We start from the raw sequence: 26131 nt of genomic DNA, 5'->3' as shown, positions 1-26131 counted from the left end.
CCGGGCCCTAGGATCGTGCCGACCGGCTCGGCGAGCGCAGCTGTGGGACAGGACTGAGGACACGTGGCACTGACCGACCGACTGGGGGGCAAGGTGCGTTCCGCGATGCGCCGGACCCGCCGCGACGGCCCGCTCGACGTCGTCTTCGTCCTCTTCAACGCCGACGGGATGGGCGGCACCGCACGCTCGGGCATCGAGCAGGCCAACGCGCTGCTCGGCCTCGGCGAGGGCCACCGCGTGCGGATCCTCAGCGTGACGCGCAGCGGCGCCTCGACCCACTACCGCCTCGCCGACGGGCTCGAGGTCACCTACCTCGTCGACGTACGCGGGGAGCGCCCCGCCGCGGTGTCCGGCCGCCATCCGGCAGAGCTGGCCGACCGCGAGTCGGTGATCGTGCCGCGCAGCTGGGACGCGCTCTTCAACGGCCTGACCGACGCGACGCTGCGCGAGGCGCTGGGCGCGATCGACGCCGACGTGCTCGTCACCACCACTCCCGAGCTGCTCGCCGTCGTCGCCCAGCTCGCGCCGCCCGGCGTCGCGCTGGTCCACCAGGAGCACCGCGCGTCCTCCAGCCGGGTCAACGACCTCGGCGCGCTGCTGCAGTTCGCGCCCCGCGCGGACGTCGTGGTGTCGCTGACCGAGTCGATGTCGCGCTGGCTGGCCGGCCGCCTCGGCGGCGCCGCGCCCGAGCTCCAGGTCATCCCGAACCCGCTGCCCGCGCACGCGCAGGCGCGCTCCGCGCTGGACCAGAAGACGTTCGTGACGGCGGGCCGGCTGGCGCCGGAGAAGCAGTTCGAGCACGTGGTCGACGCGTTCTGGCGCATCCACGAGCAGCTGCCGGGCTGGACGCTGCGGATCTTCGGCGACGGCCCGCGCGGCGACAACCTCCGCGCCCAGGTCCGCAAGCTCGGTCTCGAGGACCGCGTCGAGCTGCCCGGCGCGGTCGACGACCTGGCCAGCGAGTGGGCCCGTGCGAGCGTCGCGGTGCTCGCCTCGCGCGGCGAGGGCTACCCGCTCGTCCTGCAGGAGGCGATGTCCGCCGGCGTGCCCGCGATCTCGTACGACTGCCCGTCGGGGCCGCGCGAGATCATCACACCCGACGTCGACGGGCTCCTCGTCCCGCCCGCCTCGAAGGCCGCGCTGGCCGCCGCGATGCTCCGCGTCGCCACCGACGACGACCTGCGCACCCGCCTCGGGGCGGCTGCGCTGGAGCGCTCGGCCCGGTGGGAGGGCGGGGCGCTCGCCCGACGCTGGGTCGACACCTTCCGCACCGCGATCGAGCGGCACCACGACCCGCTCGCCCCGCGCCGGGTCCTCCACGGCCTGCGCCCGGGCCCCCTCGGCGACCTTCCCGAGACGACGACCGCGCGCGGGCTCACCCCCGCCGAGGCGCGTACGAAGACGCTCCGGGTCCTGGCGTCCGTCGCTGCGTCGACCGGCGACGGGTGGTTCGTCGTGCCGGCCCGCGGCCTCGACCCGTACCCCGTCGTCGTGGTGCCGTCGTCACGCCGGGAGGCGTTCCTGACCGCCCTCGCGGCGGCCGACGTCCCCGACTGGCTGTCGGTCCGCGATCCCGCCGAGCGCGGGTGGCCCGAGCGTCGCGGGACCGTCGCGGCGATGACTGCCGAGCTCGCCGGGACTCGAACGGCGACGCTCTTCCTCGAGCCGTGGCCGATGCGCGGCGGCCACGACGGCCTGCTGGGCGAGGGCGTCGAGGTCGGCGTGCAGCTCTGGGAGGAGTCGCCCGAGGGCGACCTGCTGGCGCCGGGGCTCAACCGCTACGGCGACCGCGTGCCCGCGGGGGCCGAGCGCACCACGACCGTCGTCGACGACGTCGAGGTGCCGACGCTGGCCACGATGGCGCTGCCGACCGTCGACGACTGCCGCTTCGAGGTCGACGTCGTCTACACCTGGGTCGACGGCGACGACGAGGACTGGCTCGCCGCGCGCGACGAGCGGATCCGGTCCCTGGGCGGCACACCCGACAAGCGGGCCAGCGGGGCCGCGCGCTACCGCAGCCGCGACGAGCTGCGCTACTCGATGCGCAGCATCCACCTCTTCGCCCCGTGGGTGCGCCGCATCCACCTCGTCACCGCCGGCCAGGTGCCGTCGTGGCTCGACCGCCGGCACGACAAGATCCGGGTCGTCGACCACCGCGACATCCTCCCCGCATCCGCGCTGCCCACCTTCAGCTCGCACGCGATCGAGACGGCGCTGCACCGCGTCCCGGACCTCGCCGACCACTTCGTCTACGTCAACGACGACGTCTTCCTCGGCCGACCCCGCCGCAAGGAGCACTTCTTCACCCCCGGCGGGCAGTACGCCGCGTTCGTCGCCGACCACCGCGCGGTCGGGCTCCCCGGCACCGACGACCGGCCCTACCTCTCCGCCGCGCAGAACAACCGCCGCGTGCTCGAGGACGCCTTCGGCGTGGCGATCACCCAGACGATGATGCACAGCCCGCACCCGCAGCGGCGTACGACGCTGGAGGAGGTCGCGGCCCGCTTCCCGGCCGAGGTGGACGCGACCACGCACGCGCCGTTCCGCTCGCCGACCGACCTGTCGCTGCTGTCGTCGTTCGCGCAGAACTACGGGCTCGTCACCGGCCAGGCCTTCCGCGCCGGCGCGCACCACGGCTACGTCGACCTCGGCCACCAGCAGCTGCCGGTGCAGCTGCGCTCGATGCTCAAGCGCGACCGCGACTTCTTCTGCGTGGCCGACAACCACGTCTCGGCCTTCGACTCCGAGCGGGCGGACCGGCTGCTGATGGACTTCCTGCGGGAGTACTTCCCGGTCGCGGCGCCCTGGGAGCGCTGAGGTCCACCTCATCGTCGGTCGAGGTGCGAGGAGCCCTCGGCGACGAGCCTCGAGACCTCGGTCCCGTGCGTGGTTTCGAGGCTCGCTCCGCTCGCACCTCAACCATCGAGCGAGGGCCGTTCGAGCGGTCAGCCCGTCACGTGCCCTCGACCCGGTTGCCCTCGGCGTCCCAGTGCGACTCGACCTTCTTCGAGGGCTGCACGCGGGGCGGCTCGCCCGGCATCTTGGGGTGGTCGGGCGGGTAGTTGAGCTCGACCGGGTGCTCCTCCCAGAGCTCCAGCAGCGGCTGGAGGGAGTGGTGGACGTCGTCGATCGTCTCCCACGGGTCGCCGTCGACGGCCAGGCGCGACGGCACCGAGAACAGGTTGAGCTGGTGCGGGTCGGTCAGCCCGGCGAGGTCGTCCCAGGCCAGCGGCGTCGAGACCGGCGCTCCGGGCAGCGGGCGCAGCGAGTACGCCGACGCGATCGTGCGGTCGCGGGTGTTCTGGTTGAAGTCGACGAAGATCCGCTCCCCGCGCTCCTCCTTCCACCACGCGGTGGTCACGCCGTCGTCGCGCTTCTCCAGCTCGCGGCCGAACGCGATCGCGGCGTGCCGCACCTCGCCGAAGTCCCAGCGCGGCTCGATGCGGACGTAGACGTGGATGCCGCGGTTGCCCGACGTCTTCGCGAAGCCGGTCATCCCGAGGTCGGCGAGCAGCTCGCGCGCCACCCCCGCGACGCGTACGGCATCGGCGAAGGTCGTGCCGGGCGGCGGGTCGAGGTCGATGCGGAGCTCGTCGGGGTGGTCCACGTCGCCGCGCCGCACCGGCCACGGGTGGAAGGTGAGCGTGCCCATCTGGGCGCACCACACCGGCACCGCGATCTCGGTCGGGCAGATCTCCTCCGCGGTCCGTCCTGACGGGAAGGTGATCTGCACCGACTCGAGGTAGTCGGGCGCGCCCTTGGGCACGCGCTTCTGGTAGAACGCGTCGGCGTTGCGGTCCTGCGGGCCGGTGGCCAGCTTCATGCCCGGCCGCACGCCGGAGGTCCACCGCTCGAGCGCCGTCGGCCGGTCGCGGAGCGCCCGCATCAGGCCCTCCTCGACGCTGGTGACGTACTCCGCCACCATCAGCTTGGTGACTGCGGGCGTCGTCTCCGTCGCCTCGTAGATGACCCGGTCGGGGGACGAGATCCTGACCTCGCGCTCCCCCGCCCGGACGTACGCCTCCGACGCCTTCGCCATGGCGTCGACCCTAGCCGGGGTCAGCCGCCGACGCGGACCACGAGCTTGCCGAAGTTCTCCCCGCGCAGCATGCCGGCGAACGCGGCGGGCGCGTTCTCGAGGCCGTCGACGACGTCCTCGCGGTAGCGCACCTTGCCCTCGGACACCCACTGACCCATGTCGCGCACGAAGTCGCGGCCGTGGGACTTCTGGAACTCGCTCTGGATGAAGCCGCGCACGGTCAGGCTCTGCGAGAGCACCTGGCCCATCAGGCCGGGCATCCGGTCCGGGCCCTCGGGCTGGCCGACCGCGTTGTAGTTGGCGACGAGCCCGCAGACCGGGATCCGGGCGTAGGTGTTGAAGCGGCGGCGGACGGCGTCGAAGACCGCGCCGCCGACGTTCTCGAAGTAGACGTCGATGCCGTCGGGCGTGGCCTCGGCGAGCTGGTCGCGGAAGTCGGGGCTGCGGTGGTCGAGGGCGGCGTCGAAGCCGAACTCCTCGGTCAGCGCGCGCACCTTGTCGGGTCCGCCGGCGATGCCGACGGAGCGGGCGCCCTTGAGATTGGCGATCTGGCCGACCGCGCTGCCGACCGGGCCGGTGGCCGCGGCGACGACGACGGTCTCGCCCTCCTGCGGCTTGCCGATCTCCAGCAGCCCGGCGTACGCCGTGAAGCCGGGCATGCCGAGCACGCCGAGCGCGGTGGTCACCGGCGCGACCGACGGGTCGAGCTTGCGGACCTGGCTGCCGTCGACGACCGCGGCGCTCTGCCAGCCCGAGTAGGACAGGACGAAGTCACCCGGCGCGAGGCCGTCGAAGCGGGACTCGACGACCTCGCCGACGGTGCCGCCGACCATCACGTCGCCGATCTCGACGGGCGCGGCGTAGGACTTGGCGGTGCTCAGCCGACCGCGCATGTAGGGGTCGAGCGAGAGGTAGCGGATGGCGAGCGCGACCTGCCCGTCCTGCAGCTCGGGCAGGGTCTCGGTGGTGGTGCTGAACGTGGTGTCGTCGGGCTCGCCCTCGGGACGACGGGCGAGGCGGAGCTGGGTGCTTTCCATGCCCTCCAGAGTGCCAGCCACCGCAGGGGCGACAGCCACCGGGCGACTACTCTGGGGCCATGGCCTACGACGTTCAGAAGACCGACGAGGAGTGGCGCGAGCAGCTCAGCCCGGAGGAGTACGCCGTGCTCCGCCAGGCCGGCACCGAGCGCGCCTTCACCGGCGAGTACACCGACACCGAGACCGAGGGCACGTACTCGTGCAAGGCCTGCGGGTCGGAGCTGTTCACCAGCGACACCAAGTTCCACTCCGGCTGCGGCTGGCCGAGCTTCTACCAGCCGATGACCGACACCGTGGAGTACATCGAGGACAACAGCCACGGCATGAAGCGCGTCGAGGTGCGCTGCGCGAGCTGCGGCTCGCACCTGGGCCACGTCTTCCCCGACGGCTTCGGCACGCCCACCGGCGACCGCTACTGCATCAACTCGATCAGCATCACGCTCAACGAGAAGAAGTAGTCCCCACCTCACCCGAAGCATCTGAGGACGTGGTGCAGGCCGATCCCCCGGATCTGCCTGCACCACGTCCTCAGATGCTTCGGGGGACGGGCGGTCAGGAGGCCGGCGTGAGTGCCGAGGTCACCCGTACGAGCCCCGCGCCGTAGGTGGCGTCGGCCCACTCCTGGATCGACCCGTCGTCGAAGACGACGCGGGCATCGAGGGAGTCGGGCGCCGACGAGCCGCTGGTGAGCAGCCGGTCGCCGAGGGCCTGCTGCAGCGCGGTGTTGACCTCGTTGAGGTCGGCGTCGGTCTTCTCGACCGTGGTCACGCACAGCAGGCCGCCCCAGGTCTGGCGCAGCGTCTCCTCGGCAGCATCGGCGTCGCCGGTGACGGCCACGCTGATCGTGCCGCCGCTGAGCCACGCGGTGGCGTACGTCGGGAGCGCGGAGGCTGCCTGGAGGGTCGCGTCCATGTCCTCGGGCGTCGCCTTCGCCTGGTCGGTGGCCTCTGCGTCGTCGCACGCGGGCTCGAGGCCGCCGGCCGCCGGCTCGCCCATCGTGTCGTAGAGCGCGGCCGGGATCGCGTCGGTGACGGTGAACGTCGAGCCGTCGAAGGTGCCGGTGAGGGCGTACTGTCCCCAGGTCACGCCGGCGGCCGTCTCGGACCCCACGTCACCCCACTCGAAGTCCTCGACCGCCGGCCCACCGCACTGCGGCGGGTACGACTCGGCGACCGCGCCGAGGCAGAGCTGAGGGCCGCTGCCGTTGTCGAGCACGGTCACCAGGTCGGTCCGGACGGGACCGTCGGGCATCGGGTCGGGCGCCGATCCGGGGTCGGGCGCCAGCGTCTCGCTGCCGGACACCTCGTCGGCGGCGGGGTCGACCGCGCGCATGTCCTGCTCGGTCGAGCACGCCGACAGGGCGAGCGTCGCGGCCACGGCCAGGGTCAGCAGGGGGTCCTCATGCCTCTGGGACGTTACCCGCCCGGTCGAGGTTCCCGCGTCAGGGCAGGCGCGCGAGCAGCTCCGCCGGGGTGACGCGGGAGCCGGTGTAGAACGGCACCTCCTCGCGCACGTGCCGGCGAGCCGTCGACGCGCGCAGGTCGCGCATCAGGTCGACGATGCGGTGCAGCTCGTCGGCCTCGAAGGCGAGCATCCACTCGTAGTCGCCGAGGGCGAACGAGGCGACGGTGTTGGCGCGGACGTCGGCGTAGCCGCGGGCCATCTGACCGTGCTCGGCGAGCATCGCGCGGCGCTCGGAGTCCTCGAGGAGGTACCACTCGTAGGAGCGGACGAAGGGGTAGACGCAGACGTGGGCGCGGGGCTCCTCGTCGGCGAGGAACGCCGGGATGTGCGACTTGTTGAACTCCGCGGGCCGGTGGAGCGCCATCTGCGACCACACCGGGTCGAGGCGGCGACCGAAGTCGGTGCGGCGGAAGGCGTTGTAGGCCGCCTGGAGCTGCTCCGAGTCGGGCGCGTGCCACCAGACCATCAGGTCGGCGTCGGCGCGCAGGCCGCTGACGTCGTAGAGGCCGCGGACCTTCACGTCCTGCTCGGCGAGCACCTCGAGGAGCGCCTCGAGGTCGGTGGCCTCGGCGTCCCGGTCGGCGTCGCCGAGGACGTCGCGGAGCTTGAAGACCGACCACATCGCGTAGCGGATGGTGTCGTTGAGCTCGCGCGTGCGCGCGGCGTTGGTCTTCTCGGGGTGCGACTCGGTGCTCATGGCCTCATTCTGCCCGGGTGACCGAGGCCACAGCGCGCCGGGCCGAGCCGATCACGGCCGGGATGCCCACCCCGTCGTAGGTCGCGCCGCACACCGCCAGCCCGGGCTGCGCCGCCACGGCGGCCCGGACCCGCGCGACCCGGTCGAGGTGCCCGACGGCGTACTGCGGGAGCGAGCCGCCCCAGCGCTGCACGTGGGTGTCGACCGGCGGTGCGGTGATGCCGGCGATCGCGGCGAGGTCGACCAGCGACACCCGGACCAGCGCGTCGTCGTCGGCCTGCAGGGTCGCCTCCTCGCGGTGCCGGCCGAGCGAGGTGCGCAGGAAGACCAGGTCGGGGTCGAGCTCGCGCACCCACGCCCACTTGCCGAAGGAGAAGGTGGTCGCCTTGATCGTCCGGCGCTCCACCGGCGGCACCAGCACGCCCGAGCGGTCGAAGAGGGCCTCCGGCACGTCGGCGGCCCGGAAGGCGAGGGTCACCACGGCCACGCTGGCGGCCTCGACCGCGGCCAGCTCGGCGGCGGCGTCGGGCGCGACGTCGGCGAGCAGGCGCGCGGCGGGCGACGCGGGGGTGGCGAGCACGACCGCGTCGGCCTCGACGGTCTCCGCGGCGGTGGTCGGGCCGACGGTGAGCGCCCAGCCCGACGGCGTACGCCGCAGCGCGCGCACGGTCGCCGACGTCCGGAGCTCGAACCCGCCGCCGTCGACCAGCAGGCCGGGCAGCCGGCCCATCCCGCCGGGCAGCGTCGCGAAGACGGGGCCGGTGGCGAGCGGCACGGCGGCGGCCTGCTCGAGCAGGCTCCCCCGCTGCGCCATCGCGAGCAGCTGGGGCACCGCGGCGGCCGCGGAGATCCGGCGCGCGTGGCCCGCGTAGACACCGCCCAGCAGCGGCTCGACCAGGCGGTCGACGAGCTCGTCGCCGAGGCGGGCAGCGACCAGGTCGCCGACCGAGACGTCGCCGTCGAACGCGACGTCGGTCTCCTGCCCGGCGCGGGCCACGCCCTCGGGGCTGAGCACGCCGCTGGCGGCGAGCTGGTCGAGGTCGAACGGGACGCCCATCAGCGAGCGCGGCAGGGAGCGGATCGCGCCGCGGGAGAGCACGCCGGAGGTGGCGGGGGTCGGGTGGACCAGCTCGGCGCCGACCTCGGCCGCGAGCTCGAGGCCCTCGGGGCGGCGGGCGATCATCGCCTCGGCGCCGACGTCGACGGTCTGCCCGGCGACCTCCGCCCCGCGGAGCTTGCCGCCGAGGACGGGCGAGCCCTCCAGCAGCAGCACGTCGCGCCCCAGCGCAGCGAGGCCGCGCGCCGCGACCAGCCCGGCGACACCACCACCGACGACGACCACGTCACGCTTCACACCACCACCCTGCCAGACGGTCCGCCGCGACCCGTCGGCGCTCTAGGCTGCCCACGTGGACGCCAACGAGACCCCCGACCGGATCGCCGTGCTGATCGACGCCGACAACGCGAGCCACCGCCAGGTGCAGGTCGTGCTGGGCGAGGTCGCGAAGTACGGCAACCCCACGATCAAGCGCGTCTACGGCGACTGGACCAGCGACCGGCTGAGCAACTGGGCGCCCAAGCTCAACAGCCTCGGCCTGCGCGCGGTGCACCAGAACGCCTTCACCAAGGGCAAGAACTCCACCGACATGGCGCTGGTCATCGACGCGATGGACCTGCTCTACGACGGCAACGTCGAGTCGTTCGCGCTCGTCACCAGCGACAGCGACTTCACCGCGCTGACCCACCGGCTGCGGGAGTCTGGCAAGGCGGTCTACGTCCTGGGCACCCAGAAGGCGCCGACGTCGCTGCGCAACGCGTGCGACAAGTTCATCGACCTCGACGTGCTCGCCGACACCGAGGACGACGGCTCCGACGACGGCGACGAGGCCGGCGACGCCGCACCGGCCATCAACCTGCAGAGCGCACTGACCCGTGCACTCAACGCGGTGTCCGACGACGACGGGTGGGCGAGCCTGCCCAGCCTCGGCAACCAGCTGGTCCGCACCCACCCGTCCTTCGACCCGCGCGCGTTCGCCGGCGCGGGTGCCCGGCTGAGCACGCTGGTCCTCGAGCAGGGCTATCTCGAGACGTCCGGCACCGGCAACGCGATGCGCGTACGCCTCAAGGGCGCGCCGGCCGCGAAGCGCGGGGCGAGGAAGGTCGCCACTGAGAAGCCCGAGCAGCCGGCGCAGGTGGACGCCGAGGCGCCTGCGAAGAAGGCAGCGCCCGCGAAGAAGGCTGCCAGGAAGTCCCCCGCGAAGAAGGCGGCGAAGAAGGCCCCGGCGAAGAAGGCCCCCGCGAAGAAGGCTCCAGCGGAGAAGGCAGCGCCCCAGGTCGAGCAGCCGCCCGCGGAGGAGAAGCCGGTCGTCCGGGTGACGACCCGGACCCGGTCCGGTCGTCCGGTCACGCCCGCTCCTGTCACGCCCAGCAGCTGAGGAGCGTCACGGTTCGGTCACGACCGGAACCCCGACCGCCGCGCGCGTCGTCGGAGGGCCATGACGACCGCCCACCTGCTCCGCTCGCGTACCGCCGCCCTCGTGGCCGCGCTCTCCATGACGGCCCTGCTGGCCGCCTGCTCCGCCTCCGACGGCGGCAGCTCCGACTCGGCCTCCGCCGGCAACAGCGGCGAGGTCGCCTCGTCCCTGCCCGACGAGGCGGCGGACTCCTCCGGCGGCGACTCGGGTGGCGCTGGCAGCAAGGCCGCGGCGCCGGGTCAGGACGGCGCGGGCCCGACGACGGCGACGATGCAGCGCGCGCTCGTGTCGACCGGCTCGGTGTCGCTGACCAGCAAGGACGTGGGCACCGCCCGCCAGGACGTGCAGCGGGTGGTCGACGCGCAGGGCGGCGACGTCACCGAGGAGGACACCCGCACCGACGACGACGGCGAGGCGTCCTACGCCCGGCTGGTGGTGCGGGTGCCGAGCGCGAAGTTCGGCGCCACCATGACCGCGCTCGAGGACGTCGCGACGCTGCGGTCCTCGACCCGCGGCTCGGACGACGTGTCGACCGAGGTCATCGACACCGGCGCCCGGGTGCGGGCGCAGGAGGCGAGCCTCGAGCGGGTCGAGCTGCTGCTCGCCGATGCCCGCGACCTCAAGGACGTGATCTGGATCGAGTCCCAGCTGACCAGCCGGCAGGCCGAGCTCGACTCGCTGAAGTCGCAGCAGGCCTACCTCTCCGACCAGACCACGCTGGCGACCATCACCGTCGACATCGCGGCGCAGACGAAGGCGGCGCCGAAGCCGCAGGAGCGCGACGAGCCGGCCGGCTTCCTCGCCGGGCTGCGCGGCGGGACGGGTGCGCTGGGGGCGACGGCGACGGTGGTGGCGACGATCGTGGGCGCACTGCTCCCCTTCGCCGTCGTGGCCGGTGTGCTCGGCGCACCGCTCTGGCTGGTCCTGCGTCGCCGTCGGCGGAGCGCGGCCCCGGTCCCGGCGCCCGCCGAGCCGGCGTAGACGCGCAGGCATTGGTCCAGTCGGTCCGGCCTGTCCGTGCGTGGACGGGCGGCGACAGGGGACCAATGCCTGCGCGTCTCCGTGTCAGGCGGGGACGGGCTCCCGCTCGGCCTCCGGCGCCACCGCCTCGCGGTCCAGGCTCCGGCCCCGGGTCTCGGGGAGGAAGCGGGCGCAGGCCAGCGACAGGGCGGCGACCGCCACGTTGTAGCCCGCGACCCACCACAGGGTGCCGTCGCCGCGGGTGACCAGCCAGGCCGCGATCAGCGGCGTCAGGCCGGAGGCGAGGATGCCCGAGACCTGGTAGAGCGTGCTGAGCGCGGTGTAGCGGTAGCGGGTGTCGAACAGCTCGGACCAGAACGCCGCGAGCGGGCCGTAGACCGTGCCGTAGACGACGCCGAGGCCGACGACGAACACTGCCCAGATCGCCCACCGGTTCTCGGTCTGGACGAGGTACGCCGCAGGGAAGGCGAACAGCAGCCCCACCCACGCACCGACCCGGTAGACCGGCTTGCGGCCGACCCGGTCCGAGAGCGCGCCGGCGAGCGGCACCAGCACCACGCCGAGCGCGGCGCCGACGAGGATCGCGTCGAGCGCCCAGCTGCGTGGCAGCTCGAGGTTGGTCGCGACGTAGGCCAGCAGGTAGACCGAGAACAGGTTGAAGGTGAAGCCCTCGACGAACCGGGTGCCCATGCCGAGCAGCAGCGGGCGCTTCTGCTCCGCGAGCAGGTCGCGCAGCGGGAGCCGCGAGACCTCCTTGCGCTCCTGGACCTTGGCGAACTCCGGGGTCTCCATCACCGACAGCCGGATGTAGGCGCCGATGCCGAGCAGCACGATGCTGACGAGGAAGCAGGCGCGCCAGCCCCAGGCGAGGAACGCCTCGTCCGGGAGCAGACCGGCGACCGAGAAGGCGCCGGCCGCGAGGACCAGACCGCCCGGCACGCCGATGTGGGCGAAGCTGCCGTAGAAGCCGCGGCGCTCCGCCGGGGCGTACTCGACGGCGAGCAGCACGGCGCCGCCGTACTCACCGCCCACGCCGATGCCCTGCAGCACCCGCAGCACGACGAGCGCGACCGGCGCCCAGACGCCGATCTGGTCGTAGGTCGGGAGCAGGCCGATCAGCGCGGTGCCGACGCCCATGATGACCAGCGTCAGCAGCAGCATCTGCTTGCGGCCGATCCGGTCACCGAAGTGGCCGAACACGATTCCGCCGACCGGGCGCGCGAGGAAGCCCACCGCGAAGGTCGCGAAGGCGGCGAACTGCGCGGCCGGCCCGTCGAGGCCGTTGAAGTAGAGCTTGTCGAAGACGACCGCCGCGGCGGTGCCGTAGAGGAAGAAGTCGTACCACTCGATGGTCGCGCCGACCGCCGACGCGAGCGCAACCCGGCGCGGCGTCGGCGGGGCCTGGGCGAGGTGCGTCCCGCTCATGCGGCGTGCTCGTCGCGCTTGGCCTCGTCGTGCTCGGCCTCGCCCCGGTCCACCTCGGCGCCGTTGATCCGACCGTCGAGGCGCGAGGGGTCGAGGTCGTCGCGGTGCAGCTTGGCGAAGGCCGAGCGGTGGAACACGAGCGGGTGCTCGCCGTCGCCGGCGCCGACCTCGTGCACCTCGAGCAGCACGATCACGTGGTCGCCGGCGACGACCTCCTCGTGGATCGAGCAGTCGTAGGTCGCGACCGCCTCGTCGAGCAGCACCGCGCCGTTGCCGGTGACCTTGAAGGGCAGGCCGTCGAAGCGCTGCTCGCGCGGACCGGCGAGCTGGCGGCACACGGCGTCGTGGTGGTCGGCGAGCACGCTGATGCCGAGGTGGCCGGCCTCGCGCAGGGCGGGCCAGGTCGAGCTCGACGTCGCGATCGAGAACGAGACCAGCGGCGGGTCGATGCTCACCGAGGTGAACGACGACGCCGCGATGCCGGTGAGCTGTCCCTTGACCGACGCGGCCACGGCGACGACGCCGGACGGGAAGGCGCCGAACGCGTCGCGCAGGGTGCGCTGGTCGAGGTGCGGGGCGGGAGTGGGCTGGAGGCTCATGCGGGGACCACCTCGGTCTGGGTGACGGTCGGGAGGGCAGGCAGGAACGGGGCTGCGGAGGCGAGCCACGCGTCGTACGCCGCGGGGTCGGCGTGCTCGGCGTCGAGGACATAGAGCGCACGCGTCGGCACGGAGGCGCCGAGCTCGACGAGCACCTGGCGCAGGCCGTGCTCGGGCGCCAGCGAGTGGGCCGAGGAGGCGCCGAGCATCAGCGGCACCGCCGTGACGCCGCCGAGCCCCTGGTGCGGGAACCGGTCGAGGAACGCCTTGAGCAGGCCGGTGTAGGTCGCCTTGTAGGTGGGGCTGGCGACGACCACGACCAGGCTGCCGGAGACCTGCTCGACGAGGTCGGACACGGTCTCGGAGCCCCAGTCGAACAGCTCACCCGCGTGGTCGGCGAGGTCGACCACCAGGTCGGCGCCGCCGATCCGGTCGGCCAGCGCGAGCGCGGCCTCGTAGGTCCGCGAGCGCGGCTTGGGGTTGCCGACGACGACGGCGACGCGGTGGCTCATGACGCGGCCCGCTGCGAGCCGAAGGGCACGGACGCCCGGGAGGTGACCGGCGCGGGGTTGGTCCACAGGCCGCGCTTCTCGAGGACCGGGAGGACGCCCTCGCCGAAGTGGTAGGCGCCCTCGAGGTGCGGGTAGGCGGACAGGACGAACTCCTCGATGCCGACCGCGGCGTACTGCTCGACGAGGTCGGCGACCTCCTCGTGGCTGCCGACCATCGCGGTGCCGGCGCCGCCGCGGACGAGGCCGACGCCGGCCCAGAGGTTCGGGTGGATCTCGAGCCCGTCGCGGCTGCCGTTGTTGAGCGCGAGCATGTTCTGCTGGCCCACCGACTCCGAGCGCTTGAGGCCGTCCTGGACGCGGCGGATGTCCTCGTCGGAGATCCCGGACAGCAGCCGGTCGGCCTCGTGCCACGCCTCCTCGGACGTGTCGCGGGCAATGGTGTGCAGCCGGATGCCGTAGGTGAGCTCGCGGCCCTCCTTCTCGGCCAGCTCGCGGATCCAGGCGATCTTCTTCGCGACGGCGGCCGGCGGCTCGCCCCAGGTGAGGTAGACGTCGGCGTGCTCCGCGGCGACCTGGCCGGCTGCGGGCGAGGAGCCGCCGAAGTAGATGGCCGGGACCGGGTCGGGCAGCTGCTGGAGCTGGGCCTTCTCGACACGCAGGTGCTTGCCGGTGTAGGTGACCTCCTCGCCGGTCCACAGCCGGCGCACGATCGAGAGGAACTCCCCGCAGCGCTCGTAGCGCTCGTCCTTGTCGAGGAAGTCGCCGTAGGCGCGCTGCTCGTGCGACTCGCCGCCGGTGACGACGTTGAGCAGCAGCCGGCCGCCGGTGAGGTTCTGGAAGGTCGCGGCCATCTGGGCGGCGAGCGTCGGCGAGGTCATGCCGGGCCGGAACGCGACGAGGAACTTCAGCCGCTCCGAGAGCGGGGCCAGCATGGCGGTGGCCAGCCACGCGTCCTCGCACCACGCGCCGGTCGGCGTCAGCGCGGCCTCGAAGCCGAGCTGCTCGGCGCTGCGGGCGACCTGGCCGAGGTAGGGCACGCTCGCCGGGCGGCCGGCGCTGCCGTGCTCGACGCCGTGGCCTCCGCTGACGACGTGGCGGCCGTCGCCCCCGTTGGTGGGCAGGAACCAGTGGAACTTCATTGCAGTCCTTTCATGGACGGACTCGGGGTCAGAGCTGGCCGTGGTTGGGCGGCGGGGTGCCGTCGACGACGTGACGGCCGAGGTGCTGGACCTTCCAGGCGGCCGGGTCGTGCAGGGTGTGCGTGCGGGCGTTGCGCCAGTGCCGGTTGAGGTTGAGCCGGTCGAGCGCCGAGCGCGTGCCGCAGACCTCGAAGAGGCGGCTGGCGACGTCGACCGCGACCTGCGCGGAGTGGGCGCGTACCGCCGCGACCGCGAGGCTGGCGTCCGCGGCCGAGTCGGCAGTGAGGTGGGCGTTCGCGGCGTCCACGGCGCGACCGGCCTCGCGCAGCAGCGCCTCCGAGGCGCGTACGTCGACCTCCATCCGTCCGAGCGCCTGGACCACCAGCGGGTCGTCGGCAGCACGGTCGACGCCGGCGTCCGGGTAGGGGCGCGAGGACGTGCGGACGAAGTCGGCGGCGTCACGCAGCGCGGCGCGGGCGATGCCGACGTCGAGCGCGGCGTGCAGGACCTGGGCGAAGGCGCCGTAGGTCTGCGGTCCCTCGAAGGTCAGGTGGTAGGGCGTGATGCGGGCGTCGTCGACCTCGACGTCGACCAGGTCGACGGTGCCGCTGGCGGTGGTCCGCTGGCCCATGCCGGCCCAGTCGTCGGTGACCGTGACGCCGGGGGCGTTGCGCTCGACCCACGCCACGTGGAGCGGCCCGGTCCCGGGCGCCGCGAGGGTGTCGAGGTGGGCGAGCACCGGGATCCAGTCGGCGAAGAGGGCGCCGGTGCTGTAGCCCTTGGTGCCGTTGAGCAGCCAGCGTCCGTGGCCGACCGGCGTCAGCGCGGTGCGGATGTCGCGGACGTGGCGGGTGCCGACCTCGGACTGGGCGTTGCCGAAGCGCTTGCCGGCGAGGACCTCGCCGAAGAAGTAGCGCTGCTGCTCGAGGGTCCCCTGGTGGCGCATCGCGTTGACGTAGACGAAGTGGCTGTGCGGCACCTGCGCCACGCTCGGGTCGCCGGTCGCGAGGATGCGGAAGACCTCGACCAGCGCCTTTACGGACAGCTCGGCGCCGCCGTCCTCCTTCGGCACGGTCACGGCGAGCAGCCCCGACGCCGACAGCCGCTCGAGCTCGCGCCCGGGCAGGAGCCGGTCGCGGTCGCGCTCGGAGGAGGTCGCCGCCAGCTCGGCCGCGATCTCGGTGGCGACCGCGACGGCCTCGCTGGCCGACAGGACGGGGACCGTCGTGTGGTGGGCGAGCACACTCACGCGGCAGACTCCTGCTCGGCAGCCTCGAGCTCGCGGACGATCGGGAGGACCTCGCGGCCGAAGTGCTCGATCTCCTCCTGGAAGTGGAGGAAGCCGAGGAGGAAGAGGTCGACGCCGCGGCGCTTGAACTCCATCATCCGGTGGGCGACCTGCTCCGGCGTGCCGACCAGGCCGGTGCGGAAGCCGTCGTTGTACTGGACGAGGTCGCGGAAGTCGGAGTCCTGCCACATCCCCTTCTTGTCACCGGTGGACTGGCCGGCCTGCCGGACGGCGTCGCCGAAGCCCTGGACCGCCTCGGGGTTGGCCTTGGCGATGATCTCCTCGAGGGTCGCGTGCGCCTCGGCCTCGGTGTCGCGGGCGACCATGAAGCCGTTGACGCCGATCTTCACGGTGCGGCCCGCGGCCGCGGCGGAGGCGCCGACACCCTCGACCTGCTCGGCGATGCCGTCGGGCGTGTTGCCGTTGGCGAAGTACCAGTCCGACACGCGGCCGGCGACGCCCTGGGCGACGGTGGAGTTGCCGCCCTGGAAGATCTCCGGCAGCGGTCGGCCGGGGAGGTCGAGCGGCTTGGGGTTCATCGAGAAGTCGCGCAGCTGGAAGAAGTCGCCGTGGAGCTCGGCCCCGTCGCGCGACCAGATCTCGCGGACGTAGGAGATGAACTCCTCGGCCATCCGGTAGCGCTCGCCGTGCTCGAGCCAGCGCACGCCCATGCTGGTGGCCTCGTCCTTGAACCAGCCCGACACGACGTTGATCGCGGCGCGGCCGTTGCTCAGGTGGTCGGCGGTGGCGATGATTCGCGAGCACGCCGGGGTGCCACATGTAGGGGTGGACGGCCGAGATCACCTTGAGCCGCTCGGTGGCGAGCAGCAGGGCGAGGCTGAAGCTGGTCGCCTCGTGCTGGTTGGCGGCGCCGTAGGAGGCGGTGTAGCGGACCTGGGTGAGGGCGTAGTCGAAGCCGTTCTGCTCCGCGGTGCGGGCCAGGCGCTTGTTGTAGTCGTAGTCCCAGCTCGTGCGCTGCTCGATGTCGGAGATGACGAGGCCGCCCGAGACGTTGGGCACCCAGTAGGCGAACTGCAGCGGCTCGCGGGTGGCGGAGGGGGACGTGCTCATGGGTTCTCCTCGGAGTGATCTTTAATCTCTATCGATCTTGTAGACAAAGGTAGCAGGAGCCGAACCGAGATCTCGGCACGCGGCCCACCGGACATGTCGAGGGGGTGGGAGGCAGAGCCTGCAGCCCTGACCTGTCACCCCCCGGTGACAGGTCTCGGACAGGCGGCGCCTCCCACCCCCTCCTTGCGGAGCCGGTGCGTGACCGGTCGGACCAGGGTCGGATCAGGTGTCGCTGCCGCTCGCCGGCGGCGTCGTCCCGTCCCAGTCCTGGCGACGGCGGGTGCCGCCGATCGACCAGGCGTAGGGCGGCGGCGTGCCGTTGACGACGTACGCACCGACGACGCGCGCCTTGAGGATGCGCGGGTTGTGCGAGGCGACGGTGCGCGCGTTGCGCCAGTGGCGGTCGAGCGCGAGCGGGCGCGCGGTCGCCGAGGCGCCGAGCGCGTCGAAGAGGTCGGACGTGGCGCGCAGCACCAGCTCGGACACGACGACCTGGGCGGTCGACGACTCGATCTCGCTGACCTCGACGAGGCGCGCGATCTCACCGGCGTCGGCCAGTACGGCGTCGGCGACGGCCTGGATGCTGGCCGCGACCCGGAGCGTCGCGGCCTCGGCGGCGTAGACCGCCGCGGCGATCTCGCCGACACGGGCGAGGACCTGCGCGTCGTCGCGCACCCGCGGGGCGTTGGCGTGGGAGAAGTTCCGGGTCCGCTTCTGCACGGCCTCGACGACGTCGGCCAGCGCCGACCTCGCGATGCCGGTCAGGGTCGCGAGCAGGTTGAGCTGGTAGAACGCGGTCTGGTAGGGGAAGCGCTCCTCGAAGGGCAGCACGTGGTCGGCGGGGACGCCCACGGCGTCGAAGGTGGCGGTGCCGCTGCCGGTGCCCTTCTGGCCGAAGCCGTTCCAGTCGTCGCTGACCCGGACGCCCGGGTCGCGGAGGTCGACCATCGCGATCGCGGTGGCGTCCTCGACCTCGTCGGGCCGGCCGGGCTCGCGCAGGCGGGCGTGGACGTCGGCCCACTCGGCGTAGATGCTGCCGGTCGTGTAGTACTTCGTGCCGTCGAGGCGGTAGGAGCCGTCGGCCCGCGGCGACAGCACGGTGCGCGGCAGGTCGATGTCCGAGCCGACCTCGGACCAGGCGTTGCCGACCATCTCGCCGCGCACGAACCGGTCGAACCAGGTGCGCTGGTCACTGGTGCGCGCGTGGTGCCACAGCCGGTCCTCGACGAGGGCGAAGTGGCCGCGGAAGGCCTGCGGGAGGTTGGCGTCGACGGCGGCCAGCTCGATCCACAGCCGCGCGACGTCGACGAGCCCGAGGCCGGCGCCGCCGTGGGAGACGGGGACCCGCACGGCGCCGAAGCCCTCGCGCTTGAGCAGCGCCACGGCCTCGAACGGCAGCGTCCCGTCGACCTCGCGCTGGACGGCGCCCTCGGCGACGGCGTCGAGGACGGGGCGCCACTCGGCGAGGAGGTGATCGGTGCCGCCCGGACCGGCAGCCGTGGGGTGGTCGGCAGCGGCGGACGGGGTCTCGGTCCGGCCGAAGGTGGGCCGGACACGCAGGGTGGTCATGGTGGAAATCCTCCCGGTTTGTATAGTGACTTTGTAGACTTTAAGTGGTCGGCGTCGTCGCACCGGTATCCGCGGCGACAGGTTCTACCGACCACCCGACCTTCACCCCGTGCGCCGCTGCGCGGGCGGGGACAGCGAGAGACCAGGAGCCCACGGTGCGGATCGAACAGCTGGAGTACCTCGCGGCGGTGACCGAGCACGGATCACTGCGGCGGGCGAGCGAGGCCATGCACATCTCCCAGCCCGCGCTCAGCGAGGCGGTGACCAAGCTCGAGAAGGAGCTCGGCACGACGCTGCTCGACCGGCGTCGCACGGGGTCGCGGATCAGCCGGCAGGGTCTCGACCTGCAGGAGTTCATGACCGAGGTGCTCGGCGCCGTCGACCGGCTGCGCGAGGCCGCCGGCCAGCAGTCCGTACGCCGTCGCGACCTGCGCATCGGCACCGTCAGCACCGCGTCGTCCAGCCTGCTCGCCCCGGCCCTGCGCGACCTGCACGCGCGTCACGGGTCGGGCGGCGTCGAGGTCGTCAACAGCCGCCAGGCCGACATCGCGCAGGGCCTCACCGAGTGCGTGCTCGACCTCGGCCTGGTCAACCTGCTCCCCGGCGACGAGGTGGAGACCACCCTGGTCGCCGACCGCCTCATCGAGGGGACCCCGGTCGCCTGCCTGCGCGCCGACCACCCGCTCGCCACCCGCTCGGTGGTCAGCGTCGACGAGCTGCGCGCGGAGCCCCACGTCCTGATGCGACCCGGCTACGTCATGCACCGCCACGCCCTGCGCCTCTTCGGCTCCGACCTGCCCGCGACGACCTACGCCACCGACGGCGCGGAGATGGGCAAGGCGATGGTGGCGGCGGGCCTCGGGATCTCGGTCCTGCCGGACTTCTCGATCACCGCCGACCCGCTGGTGAAGGCGGGCGTGCTCACCACCCGCCCGATCAGCACCGACCACACCACGGTCACCCTGGTGATGCTGCGCCGCCGCTCCGACCGGACCCCCGAGGCCGTGCGCGACCTGCAGACCGCGCTCGTGCGGCGGGCGCGGGCCTACCTCGCGGGGGTCGACCTGGCCGCGGACCTGCCCGACGAGCGGATCGACGACCGGCTCGAGGACGCGGTGGCCGCCGCGCCGACGGCGACCGGCGACCTGCCGACGGTCACGCCGATCGGTAGCCGTGCACGAAGTCGGTGAGCGCCTCGAGCTGACCGGGGTCGGTCGAGGGGATCACGCCGTGGCCGAGGTTGAAGATGTGACCCTTCGCGGCGCGACCCGCCTCGATCACCTCGGCCGCGCGGGCGGTCATCACCTCGGTGGGCGCGAAGACGAGCGTCGGGTCGAGGTTGCCCTGCACCACCCGGTCGCCGACGAGCGGGATCGCGTGCTCGAGCGGCGTACGCCAGTCGACGCCGACCACGTCGGCACCCGCCTCGCCCATCAGGCCGAGCAGGTTGGTGGTGCCGACGCCGAAGTGGATGCGCGGCACACCGAGCTCGCCGGCCGCGGCCAGCACGCGCGCGGAGTGGGGCATGACCGAGGCGCGGTAGTCGGCCGGGGTGAGCGCGCCGGCCCACGAGTCGAACAGCTGGACCGCTGACGCGCCGGCCTCGACCTGGATCCGGAGGTAGGCCGCGGCGATGCCCGCGATCTTGCGCATCAGCGCGTCCCAGACCTCGGGGGCGCCGAACATCATCGCCTTCGTCCTCGCGTGCTCCTTGGAGGGACCGCCCTCGACGAGGTAGGACGCGACCGTGAAGGGCGCGCCGGCGAAGCCGATCAGGGGCGTCGCGCCGAGCTCGGCGACGAGCTGGCGCACGGCCTGCGTGATGTAGGGGACGTGCTCGGGGGTCAGGTCGGGGATCGCCTCGACGTCCGCCAGCGTCCGGACCGGGGACGCGACGACCGGACCGACACCCGGCTTGATGTCGAGGTCGACGCCGACCGCCTTGAGCGGCAGCACGATGTCGGAGAAGAAGATCGCCGCGTCGACGCCGTAGCGGCGCACCGGCTGGAGGGTGATCTCGGTGACCAGGTCGGCGTCCATGCAGGACTCCAGCATGCCGATGCCCTCGCGGACCTCGAGGTACTCCGGCAGCGACCGACCGGCCTGCCGCATGAACCACACGGGGGTGTGCGACGGCTCCTCGCCGCGCGCGGCGGCGAGGAAGGGGCTCGTCTCGAGGCCGGGACGGGGGGCGGGAACGGCGTCGGTCACGGTCGAATCCTCGCAGGTCAGACGGCGTGGCGACACATCGGCATCGCGGCCCGCTGACCTACTCTGGGGCCATGGTGGCCCGTCACGAGACCCACCCGGGCACGTCTGCCGGGGCTGGGCCTGCGGAGTTCCGCGCGGCTGTGGAGTCGATGCGGCGGGCTGCCCTGCGCCCCGAGGTCTTCTGCGAGGAGATGCCGGCACCGCAGCGGATCGCCCCCTGGTCGTCCGCGCTGAGCGGTGACGTCACCGTCGACGAGGACGACGTCGGGACCGGCCGGCTGATCCTGCTGCACGACCCCGCCGGCAACGACGCCTGGGACGGCACGTTCCGCTGCGTCGCCTACGCCCGCGCCGACATCGACCCCGAGCTCGGCGCCGACCCGATGCTCGCCGCGGTCGGCTGGTCCTGGCTGACCGAGGCCCTCGACGCCCACGGCGCGTCGTTCCACACCGCCTCGGGCAGCGTCACCTGCGTGACCACCGAGAGCTTCGGCGGGATGGCCGACGAGCCGCGCAGCGCCCAGGTCGAGATCCGGGCCTCGTGGACCCCGGAGGTCGACGATGACGGCGGCGTCGACATGACCGCCCACGTCGAGGCGTGGGGCGAGCTGATGTGCACCGCGGTCGGCCTGCCGCCCGTGCCCGAGGGCGTCACGGCCATCCCGAGCCGACGCGGACAGCGCGGCACCTGAGCGATGGCCCTCACCGACGACTCCCCCACCCCCGAGGACCAGCCCGAGGCCCAGCCCGGGGACGGCGCCACCGAGGAGGCGCCCCCCGCGCCGCTGCTCGAGCTGCGCGACGGCCTGCCCGAGGTGGTCGAGACCGACGCCGCGCTCGCCGAGGCGTGCGCCGCCCTGGCCGGCGCGACCGGGCCGGTCGCGATCGACGCCGAGCGCGCCTCGGGCTACCGCTACTCCAACCGGGCCTACCTGATCCAGCTGCGCCGTGAGGGCGCCGGCACCTGGCTGGTCGACCCGATCCCGCTCACCACGCTCGTCCCCCTCCAGGAGGCGCTCGAGGGCACCGAGTGGATCCTGCACGCCGCGACCCAGGACCTCCCCTGCCTGCGCGAGGTCGGCCTGGTCCCGACCAGCCTGTTCGACACCGAGCTCGCGGGCCGACTGCTGGGCTACCCCCGCGTCGGGCTCGCCACCCTCGTCGAGACCGTCCTCGGCCAGCGGATGCGCAAGGAGCACTCCGCCGCCGACTGGTCGACGCGCCCGCTGCCCAAGCCGTGGCTGGAGTACGCCGCGCTCGACGTCGAGGTGCTGGTCGAGCTCCGCGACCACATGGCCGCCGAGCTCGAGGAGGCCGGCAAGGCCGAGTGGGCGCGCCAGGAGTTCGACCACCTGCTCGGCTTCGAGCCCGCCGTCCGCCAGGAGGCGTGGCGACGCACGTCCGGGGTGCACCGCCTGCGCGGGCGCCGCTCGCTCGGCGCGGCCCGCGCGCTCTGGGAGGCCCGCGACGCGATCGCCGCCGAACGCGACGTCACGCCCGGACGGATCCTCCCCGACTCGGCGATCGTCGTCGCGGCGACCGCGATGCCCACCGACCGGCGTTCGCTCCTCGCCACGCAGGGCTTCCACGGCCGCGGGGCGAGCCGCTACGCCTCGACCTGGGTCGACGCCCTCCAGCGGGTCCGGGAGATGCCGGAGGCCGACCTGCCGGCGCGCGCCCCGCGCGGCGACGGACCCCCGCACCCCCGCACGTGGGCCGACCGCGAGCCCGTCGCCGACCGCCGGTTCAAGGCGGCGCGCGAGTCGATGCTCAACCTCGCCGAGGTCCACCACCTCCCGGTCGAGAACCTGCTGACCCCCGACTTCCTGCGCCGCCTCATGTGGACCCCGCCCGCCACCCGCGAGCCGGCCGCCCTCGCCGACGCCGTCCGCGCCCAGCTCGCCTCGTACGGCGCCCGGCAGTGGCAGACCGGCCTGGTCACCGGCGCGCTCGTCGGCGCGATCCTCGGCGCGGACGCCGACCCGGCCGACGGCTGAACCTCACTCCGAGGGAGACTCCGTCGGCGACTCGGTCGGGGACTCGGTCTCCTCCGGCGACAGGATCAGCCGCGACGCGTCGTCGATCTCCTGGGTCGTCTCGTCGAGGTCGAGGGTGCCGGGCGCGGTGACCAGCCGCTCGAGCAGCGGCGTGACCGCCTCGACGAGCTCCTCGCGCTGGTCGATGAACGGCGGCACCACCATGTAGCGGATGGAGTCGTTGTAGATGCCGGCGTGGGCCGGCTCGAGCTGGGGCGCGAGGAACTCCGAGGAGGAGGCGACCTCGGTGTTGGCCGGGACGATGTAGCCGGTGGAGGCGACCGTCGAGATGGCCGAGTCGGAGACGGCGTAGGCGATGAAGTCGGCCGCGTCGCCCTGGACCTTGGAGTCCGCGGACAGGCACAGCCCACTGATGTCGCCGACGGTCGCGCGGCTGTCGATGGTCGGCATCGGGAGGACGTCGAAGTCGAGGTCCTCGGCGTCGCGCAGCTCGGGGACGAGGTTGCGGAAGCCAGCGATCATCGCGAGCTCGCCGCGCTTGAACAGCTGCACGGGGGTCGCGCGCGCGAGCTGGGCGTTGGTCGGCGTCAGGGTCGGGTCGCGCAGGATCTGGAGCGTCTGGTCGAGCGCCGCGCGGGTCGAGTCGTCGGAGAACGCCAGCGACGTGGGCTCGCGGTCGTCGTCGAAGACCTGGCCGTCGCCGGAGTAGATGAAGGGCGCGAGACCCTGCAGCGTCGGGTCGATCCACACGCCGCGCTTGTCGCCGCGGCGCGAGGCGAACCGGGCCGCCGCACCGAACTCCGCGAGGGTCCACCGCTCGCGCACGCCCTCGCTGTTGGGCGTCGGGACGTCGTAGTCGCGCCGCTCCATCTTGTCGAAGTCGACGAGGTCGGTGTTGTAGTAGATGACCATCGGGGACACCGAGTAGGCCATGCACTGCAGCTCGGAGTCCATCGCGAAGGCGTCGACGGCGTCGCGGGAGAACCGGTCACCGAAGTCGACGCCGCGCTCGTCGAGCAGCAGGCTGACCGGCTTGATCGCCTGCGCCTCCACCAGCTGGTCGAGGTCGATGCGGGAGGTGAGGAACGCGTCCGGGGCGTTGCCGGCCAGCACGTCCTTGAGCGCCGACTCGTGGTCGGGCCACGACTGCAGCGTCACCTCGCGGGTGCTGGAGGCGGCGTTGAAGGAGTCGACGACGCTCTGGAACGCGGCGACCTCCTCCTTGGTGCCGTAGGCACCGAAGGTGATCTGGCGCGGCTTGTCCGACGGCTTGCCGGTCTGGGTCGGCGGCTTCGTCGGCTGGGGCTGCGGCTCGTCCGCACCGGAGCAGGCAGCGGTGGCCGCGGCGACGATCAGGGCACAGCAGGCCAGGGCAGCACGACGGGGAGACGCGGGACGCACGGACGAACCCTAACGGGGCAGTCCACGCACCGCCTCGACGACCGCCTCGAACACGTCCCGGTCCAGGGCCGCTCCCTCGCGGCGTACGCCGTCGCGCTCGAGGTAGACCAGCCGGTCGAGCCGGACCTCGCTGGGCCGGCGCTGCCGGTCCCACCCGCCGGTGCCGACGTCCATCCAGTGCCGGCCCCACCGGGCCTCGTCGGCGGCGTCGCGGTCGTGGTCCTTGCTGGTGAGCATCAGGCCGGTCCAGCCGTCGCCCGCGGTGTCGAGCACCAGCACCGGGCGGTCCTTGCCCTGCCGGGGGTCGTCCTCGTAGGGCACCCAGGCCCAGACGACCTCGCCCGGGTCCGGCTCGCCGTCGGCCTCGGGGGCGTAGCGGGCGCTCACCTCGTCCGGCACGGACGAGCGGCGGGCGGGCGACAGCAGCCGCGTGACGCGTCGACGGAGGCTCATGCTCCGAGCCTATGTGCCCGGGAGGGGTGAAGTGCGCCGGACCGGGAGCGCCTCACGGCGCGTGGCCGCTCGTAGCGGCTGATCTTGGAACCCGGGGCTGCCACGGCCCGGCGCACGTGAGCATTTTAATCACTCACGCGAGCGTGTCCGCGATTTCCCCGTGCCCGGCCGCCTCGAGCTGCTCGGAGAGCACCAGCATCCGGGAGATCTCCTCGTGGCTGGCCTGCCCGAGGGCTGCGCGGCCGGCCGCGACGATGCGTGCGAACGCCGCCGCGCGGAACAGCGTCACGGCGAAGTCGCCGGTGGCGATCCCGCGCAGCACCTGGTCGACCATCTGGCGGAGCTCGGCCGGTCCGGGCGGGTCGGCGACGCCCGCGACGACGCGCGCGACGTCGACCCGGCGCTGGCCGGCCTCGTACTCCCGTGACACCCGCTCGGGGTCGGCGTGGACCCACGAGCGCAGCAGGAACAGCCGCCACAGGCTGCCCGCCAGCGTGTCCGCGGGCGCGCCCGACCAGACCTCGGCGAGCGTCTCGAGGCCCTCGGTCTCGGCGAGGTGGACGACCCGCTCGACCAGCGCGGGGTCGTGGGCCTCCCGCGCCCCGCGCACCAGCACCGTGGCGGCGAGGTCGCCGGCCTCGCGCAGCTGGGCGGGGTCGGCCCCGCCGACGATCTCGTCGAAGAAGGCGTCCCCGGGGGTCATCGGGCGGTGGTGCTGGCGTCCGGTCACCCGTCCAGCCTAGGCGGCCCGACCATCGTCTCGACGTGATCCATGACGATCTCCTGGACCGGCCAGGCCGCCCCGGACCGGTCGGCGATGACGGTCCACACCGCGTCACGGCGGGGATCGTGGACGGAGGTGAACGAGACCCCGGCGTCCTGCCCGACCAGCTGGGCCATGCCGTCGGCGGGCCACAGCCAGACGCCGAGGCCGTAGGACCTCCCGTTGCCGTCGGGCGCCGTGCGCGGGCGGAGCATGTCGTCGACCGTCGCGGGCGGGACGACCCGGCCCGCGTGGAGCGCCGCCCAGAGTGCGTGCACGTCGTCGACGGTGGTGAAGGCCCCGCCGTCGCCGCCACCGCGCACCGGCAGGTGGAAGACGTTGGACCGCTCCTCGCCGTCGAGCAGGACCCTGCCTAGGACGGCGTCCGCGGGGAGGGCGTCCGAGCGGAGGTACGCGGTCGCCGCGAGGCCGGCGGGCTCGAGCACGCGGTCCCGGACCAGGTCGTGGAAGGCGGTCCCCGACGAACGCTCGGCGAGCAGCGCGAGCACGACGAAGCCCTGGTTGCAGTAGGAGAACGCCGTGCCCGGCGCGAACTTCTGGGCCCGACCGGCCAGGAGCGGGAGGTAGTCCTCGGTGTCGCCGAGCAGGTGGGCCGACACGGGGAGCACGTACGCGTCGCTGTCGACCTCGATGTCCTCGTCGAGGTAGTCCCCGATCCCGGAGCGGTGGCAGAGGAGGTGCTCGACGGTGACCCGGTCGTCGACGAGCGGCAGGTCGTCGCCGAGCCACTCCCGAGCGGGTCCGTCGAGCCGGAGCAGCCCCTCGTCGACGAGCGAGAGGACGGTGAGCGCGGTGAAGGTCTTCGACCCGCTGGCGATCGCCAGGCGGGTCGTCGGGTCCATCGCCCGCCCGTGGCCGCGGTCTCCGGTCCCGAACCCCCGACGCAGCACGGTCCTCCCCGCCACGTCGAGCCGCACGACGCCGGCGAAGTCGTGCGCGACCCGCGCCTCGACCCGCTCGACCAGTCGGGCCTCGTCACTCATCCGGTCA

24 protein-coding genes and 1 pseudogene are annotated in these 26131 nt (G+C 73.4%); 7 read left to right on the top strand and 18 right to left on the bottom strand.

Going from position 1 to position 26131, the window contains the following annotated elements; genetic code table 11:
* Positions 1 to 63: 63 nt before the first annotated feature.
* On the top strand, positions 64 to 2817 hold the full coding sequence (locus tag KDN32_RS02775; RefSeq protein ID WP_211730588.1) for a stealth family protein: 2754 nt from the start codon (positions 64 to 66) through the stop codon (positions 2815 to 2817).
* 136 nt (positions 2818 to 2953) lie between these two features.
* Here KDN32_RS02775 and KDN32_RS02770 read toward each other — a convergent pair whose 3' ends face one another.
* Both KDN32_RS02770 and curA read right to left on the bottom strand, forming a co-directional pair.
* A complete protein-coding gene (locus tag KDN32_RS02770; RefSeq protein WP_211730587.1) occupies positions 2954 to 4039 on the bottom strand; it encodes a DNA polymerase domain-containing protein in 1086 nt (361 codons plus the stop codon).
* A gap of 20 nt (positions 4040 to 4059) precedes the next feature.
* Positions 4060 to 5076 carry an NADPH-dependent curcumin/dihydrocurcumin reductase gene (gene curA, locus KDN32_RS02765; protein ID WP_211730586.1) on the bottom strand — a complete coding sequence of 339 codons (1017 nt, stop codon included), beginning with the start codon at positions 5074 to 5076 and terminating at the stop codon, positions 4060 to 4062.
* A gap of 59 nt (positions 5077 to 5135) precedes the next feature.
* Here curA and msrB point away from each other — a divergent pair, with 59 nt between their 5' ends.
* Positions 5136 to 5534, top strand: a complete 399-nt coding sequence (gene msrB, locus KDN32_RS02760; protein WP_211730585.1) for a peptide-methionine (R)-S-oxide reductase MsrB — start codon at positions 5136 to 5138, stop codon at positions 5532 to 5534.
* A gap of 94 nt (positions 5535 to 5628) precedes the next feature.
* Here msrB and KDN32_RS02755 read toward each other — a convergent pair whose 3' ends face one another.
* From KDN32_RS02755 to KDN32_RS02745, 3 genes are all read right to left on the bottom strand, one after another.
* Positions 5629 to 6453, bottom strand: coding sequence for a hypothetical protein (locus KDN32_RS02755; RefSeq protein WP_211730584.1), 825 nt, complete (start codon positions 6451 to 6453; stop codon positions 5629 to 5631).
* A 64-nt stretch (positions 6454 to 6517) separates the two neighbouring features.
* On the bottom strand, positions 6518 to 7237 hold the full coding sequence (hemQ, locus tag KDN32_RS02750; RefSeq protein WP_211730583.1) for a hydrogen peroxide-dependent heme synthase: 720 nt from the start codon (positions 7235 to 7237) through the stop codon (positions 6518 to 6520).
* Positions 7238 to 7241: 4 nt separating this feature from the next.
* On the bottom strand, positions 7242 to 8591 hold the full coding sequence (locus KDN32_RS02745) for a protoporphyrinogen/coproporphyrinogen oxidase (RefSeq protein ID WP_211730582.1): 1350 nt from the start codon (positions 8589 to 8591) through the stop codon (positions 7242 to 7244).
* A gap of 55 nt (positions 8592 to 8646) precedes the next feature.
* On the opposite strand from KDN32_RS02745, the gene KDN32_RS02740 reads away from it, so the two are divergent.
* Together KDN32_RS02740 and KDN32_RS02735 are read left to right on the top strand one after the other, a co-directional pair.
* Positions 8647 to 9672 (top strand): NYN domain-containing protein, encoded by a 1026-nt coding sequence (locus KDN32_RS02740; RefSeq protein WP_211730581.1) that lies wholly within the window; start codon positions 8647 to 8649, stop codon positions 9670 to 9672.
* Positions 9673 to 9732: 60 nt separating this feature from the next.
* The gene (locus KDN32_RS02735) at positions 9733 to 10692 is read left to right on the top strand and encodes a DUF4349 domain-containing protein (protein WP_211730580.1); all 960 of its coding nucleotides are present in this window, start codon (positions 9733 to 9735) and stop codon (positions 10690 to 10692) included.
* Positions 10693 to 10776: 84 nt separating this feature from the next.
* On the opposite strand, the gene KDN32_RS02730 is transcribed toward KDN32_RS02735, so the two are convergent.
* The 8 genes and pseudogenes from KDN32_RS02730 to KDN32_RS02700 all read right to left on the bottom strand — a co-directional run bounded on the left by KDN32_RS02730 (position 10777) and on the right by KDN32_RS02700 (position 18295).
* Positions 10777 to 12117, bottom strand: a complete 1341-nt coding sequence (locus tag KDN32_RS02730) for an MFS transporter (protein ID WP_211730579.1) — start codon at positions 12115 to 12117, stop codon at positions 10777 to 10779.
* Entirely contained in the window at positions 12114 to 12716 is a 603-nt protein-coding gene (locus KDN32_RS02725; protein ID WP_211730578.1) for a flavin reductase family protein, read from the bottom strand. The genes KDN32_RS02730 and KDN32_RS02725 overlap by 4 nt, the downstream gene beginning before the upstream one ends.
* Positions 12713 to 13228 carry an NADPH-dependent FMN reductase gene (locus KDN32_RS02720; protein WP_211730577.1) on the bottom strand — a complete coding sequence of 172 codons (516 nt, stop codon included), beginning with the start codon at positions 13226 to 13228 and terminating at the stop codon, positions 12713 to 12715. The genes KDN32_RS02725 and KDN32_RS02720 overlap by 4 nt, the downstream gene beginning before the upstream one ends.
* Positions 13225 to 14367 (bottom strand): LLM class flavin-dependent oxidoreductase, encoded by a 1143-nt coding sequence (locus KDN32_RS02715; RefSeq protein WP_211730576.1) that lies wholly within the window; start codon positions 14365 to 14367, stop codon positions 13225 to 13227. Before KDN32_RS02715 ends, KDN32_RS02720 begins: the two co-directional genes overlap by 4 nt.
* 28 nt (positions 14368 to 14395) lie before the next feature.
* Positions 14396 to 15616 carry an SfnB family sulfur acquisition oxidoreductase gene (locus tag KDN32_RS02710; RefSeq protein ID WP_307853647.1) on the bottom strand — a complete coding sequence of 407 codons (1221 nt, stop codon included), beginning with the start codon at positions 15614 to 15616 and terminating at the stop codon, positions 14396 to 14398.
* A complete protein-coding gene (locus KDN32_RS02705) occupies positions 15613 to 16359 on the bottom strand; it encodes an LLM class flavin-dependent oxidoreductase (RefSeq protein ID WP_307853645.1) in 747 nt (248 codons plus the stop codon). The genes KDN32_RS02710 and KDN32_RS02705 overlap by 4 nt, the downstream gene beginning before the upstream one ends.
* A 109-nt stretch (positions 16360 to 16468) precedes the next feature.
* Positions 16469 to 16726 (bottom strand): annotated as a pseudogene (locus KDN32_RS23165) (dimethylsulfone monooxygenase SfnG); the annotation flags it as partial.
* A 222-nt stretch (positions 16727 to 16948) separates the two neighbouring features.
* Positions 16949 to 18295, bottom strand: coding sequence for an acyl-CoA dehydrogenase family protein (locus KDN32_RS02700; protein WP_211730575.1), 1347 nt, complete (start codon positions 18293 to 18295; stop codon positions 16949 to 16951).
* 155 nt (positions 18296 to 18450) lie between these two features.
* Here KDN32_RS02700 and KDN32_RS02695 point away from each other — a divergent pair, with 155 nt between their 5' ends.
* On the top strand, positions 18451 to 19485 hold the full coding sequence (locus tag KDN32_RS02695; RefSeq protein ID WP_211730574.1) for a LysR family transcriptional regulator: 1035 nt from the start codon (positions 18451 to 18453) through the stop codon (positions 19483 to 19485).
* Here the strand turns inward: KDN32_RS02695 and hemE are convergent.
* Positions 19451 to 20407, bottom strand: coding sequence for a uroporphyrinogen decarboxylase (hemE, locus tag KDN32_RS02690; RefSeq protein WP_249216545.1), 957 nt, complete (start codon positions 20405 to 20407; stop codon positions 19451 to 19453). The genes KDN32_RS02695 and hemE overlap by 35 nt on opposite strands.
* Positions 20408 to 20577: 170 nt before the next feature.
* Between hemE and KDN32_RS02685 the strand changes: the two genes are divergently transcribed.
* Positions 20578 to 21198 carry a DUF3000 domain-containing protein gene (locus KDN32_RS02685; RefSeq protein WP_211730572.1) on the top strand — a complete coding sequence of 207 codons (621 nt, stop codon included), beginning with the start codon at positions 20578 to 20580 and terminating at the stop codon, positions 21196 to 21198.
* A 3-nt stretch (positions 21199 to 21201) separates the two neighbouring features.
* Positions 21202 to 22503 (top strand): HRDC domain-containing protein, encoded by a 1302-nt coding sequence (locus tag KDN32_RS02680; protein ID WP_211730571.1) that lies wholly within the window; start codon positions 21202 to 21204, stop codon positions 22501 to 22503.
* 3 nt (positions 22504 to 22506) lie between these two features.
* Here the strand turns inward: KDN32_RS02680 and KDN32_RS02675 are convergent, their stop codons facing one another.
* The 4 genes from KDN32_RS02675 to KDN32_RS02660 form a co-directional block, all read right to left on the bottom strand.
* The gene (locus KDN32_RS02675; RefSeq protein WP_211730570.1) at positions 22507 to 23904 is read right to left on the bottom strand and encodes an ABC transporter substrate-binding protein; all 1398 of its coding nucleotides are present in this window, start codon (positions 23902 to 23904) and stop codon (positions 22507 to 22509) included.
* Positions 23905 to 23913: 9 nt separating this feature from the next.
* Complete coding sequence (locus KDN32_RS02670) at positions 23914 to 24357, bottom strand: type II toxin-antitoxin system PemK/MazF family toxin (protein ID WP_211730569.1); 444 nt, start codon at positions 24355 to 24357, stop codon at positions 23914 to 23916.
* Between the two features lie 133 nt (positions 24358 to 24490).
* Positions 24491 to 25087 (bottom strand): hypothetical protein, encoded by a 597-nt coding sequence (locus KDN32_RS02665; protein WP_307853642.1) that lies wholly within the window; start codon positions 25085 to 25087, stop codon positions 24491 to 24493.
* Complete coding sequence (locus KDN32_RS02660) at positions 25084 to 26124, bottom strand: serine hydrolase domain-containing protein (protein ID WP_211730568.1); 1041 nt, start codon at positions 26122 to 26124, stop codon at positions 25084 to 25086. The genes KDN32_RS02665 and KDN32_RS02660 overlap by 4 nt, the downstream gene beginning before the upstream one ends.
* Between the last annotated feature and the right edge of the window lie 7 nt (positions 26125 to 26131).

The organism is Nocardioides palaemonis (assembly GCF_018275325.1).
GTDB lineage: Bacteria > Actinomycetota > Actinomycetes > Propionibacteriales > Nocardioidaceae > Nocardioides > Nocardioides palaemonis.
The sequence above is the reverse complement of the archived record's forward strand: the minus strand, read 5'-3'. Positions and strand labels throughout refer to the sequence as shown.

Coding starts and splice junctions, on each gene's coding strand:
- KDN32_RS02770 (WP_211730587.1), bottom strand. CDS start 4,039: ATGGCGAAGGCGTCGGAGGCGTACGTCCGGGCGGGGGAGCGCGAGGTC.
- curA (WP_211730586.1), bottom strand. CDS start 5,076: ATGGAAAGCACCCAGCTCCGCCTCGCCCGTCGTCCCGAGGGCGAGCCC.
- msrB (WP_211730585.1), top strand. CDS start 5,136: ATGGCCTACGACGTTCAGAAGACCGACGAGGAGTGGCGCGAGCAGCTC.
- hemQ (WP_211730583.1), bottom strand. CDS start 7,237: ATGAGCACCGAGTCGCACCCCGAGAAGACCAACGCCGCGCGCACGCGC.
- KDN32_RS02735 (WP_211730580.1), top strand. CDS start 9,733: ATGACGACCGCCCACCTGCTCCGCTCGCGTACCGCCGCCCTCGTGGCC.
- KDN32_RS02730 (WP_211730579.1), bottom strand. CDS start 12,117: ATGAGCGGGACGCACCTCGCCCAGGCCCCGCCGACGCCGCGCCGGGTT.
- KDN32_RS02725 (WP_211730578.1), bottom strand. CDS start 12,716: ATGAGCCTCCAGCCCACTCCCGCCCCGCACCTCGACCAGCGCACCCTG.
- KDN32_RS02720 (WP_211730577.1), bottom strand. CDS start 13,228: ATGAGCCACCGCGTCGCCGTCGTCGTCGGCAACCCCAAGCCGCGCTCG.
- KDN32_RS02715 (WP_211730576.1), bottom strand. CDS start 14,367: ATGAAGTTCCACTGGTTCCTGCCCACCAACGGGGGCGACGGCCGCCAC.
- KDN32_RS02700 (WP_211730575.1), bottom strand. CDS start 18,295: ATGACCACCCTGCGTGTCCGGCCCACCTTCGGCCGGACCGAGACCCCG.
- hemE (WP_249216545.1), bottom strand. CDS start 20,407: ATGCGGCAGGCCGGTCGGTCGCTGCCGGAGTACCTCGAGGTCCGCGAG.
- KDN32_RS02685 (WP_211730572.1), top strand. CDS start 20,578: ATGGTGGCCCGTCACGAGACCCACCCGGGCACGTCTGCCGGGGCTGGG.
- KDN32_RS02680 (WP_211730571.1), top strand. CDS start 21,202: ATGGCCCTCACCGACGACTCCCCCACCCCCGAGGACCAGCCCGAGGCC.
- KDN32_RS02670 (WP_211730569.1), bottom strand. CDS start 24,357: ATGAGCCTCCGTCGACGCGTCACGCGGCTGCTGTCGCCCGCCCGCCGC.
- KDN32_RS02660 (WP_211730568.1), bottom strand. CDS start 26,124: ATGAGTGACGAGGCCCGACTGGTCGAGCGGGTCGAGGCGCGGGTCGCG.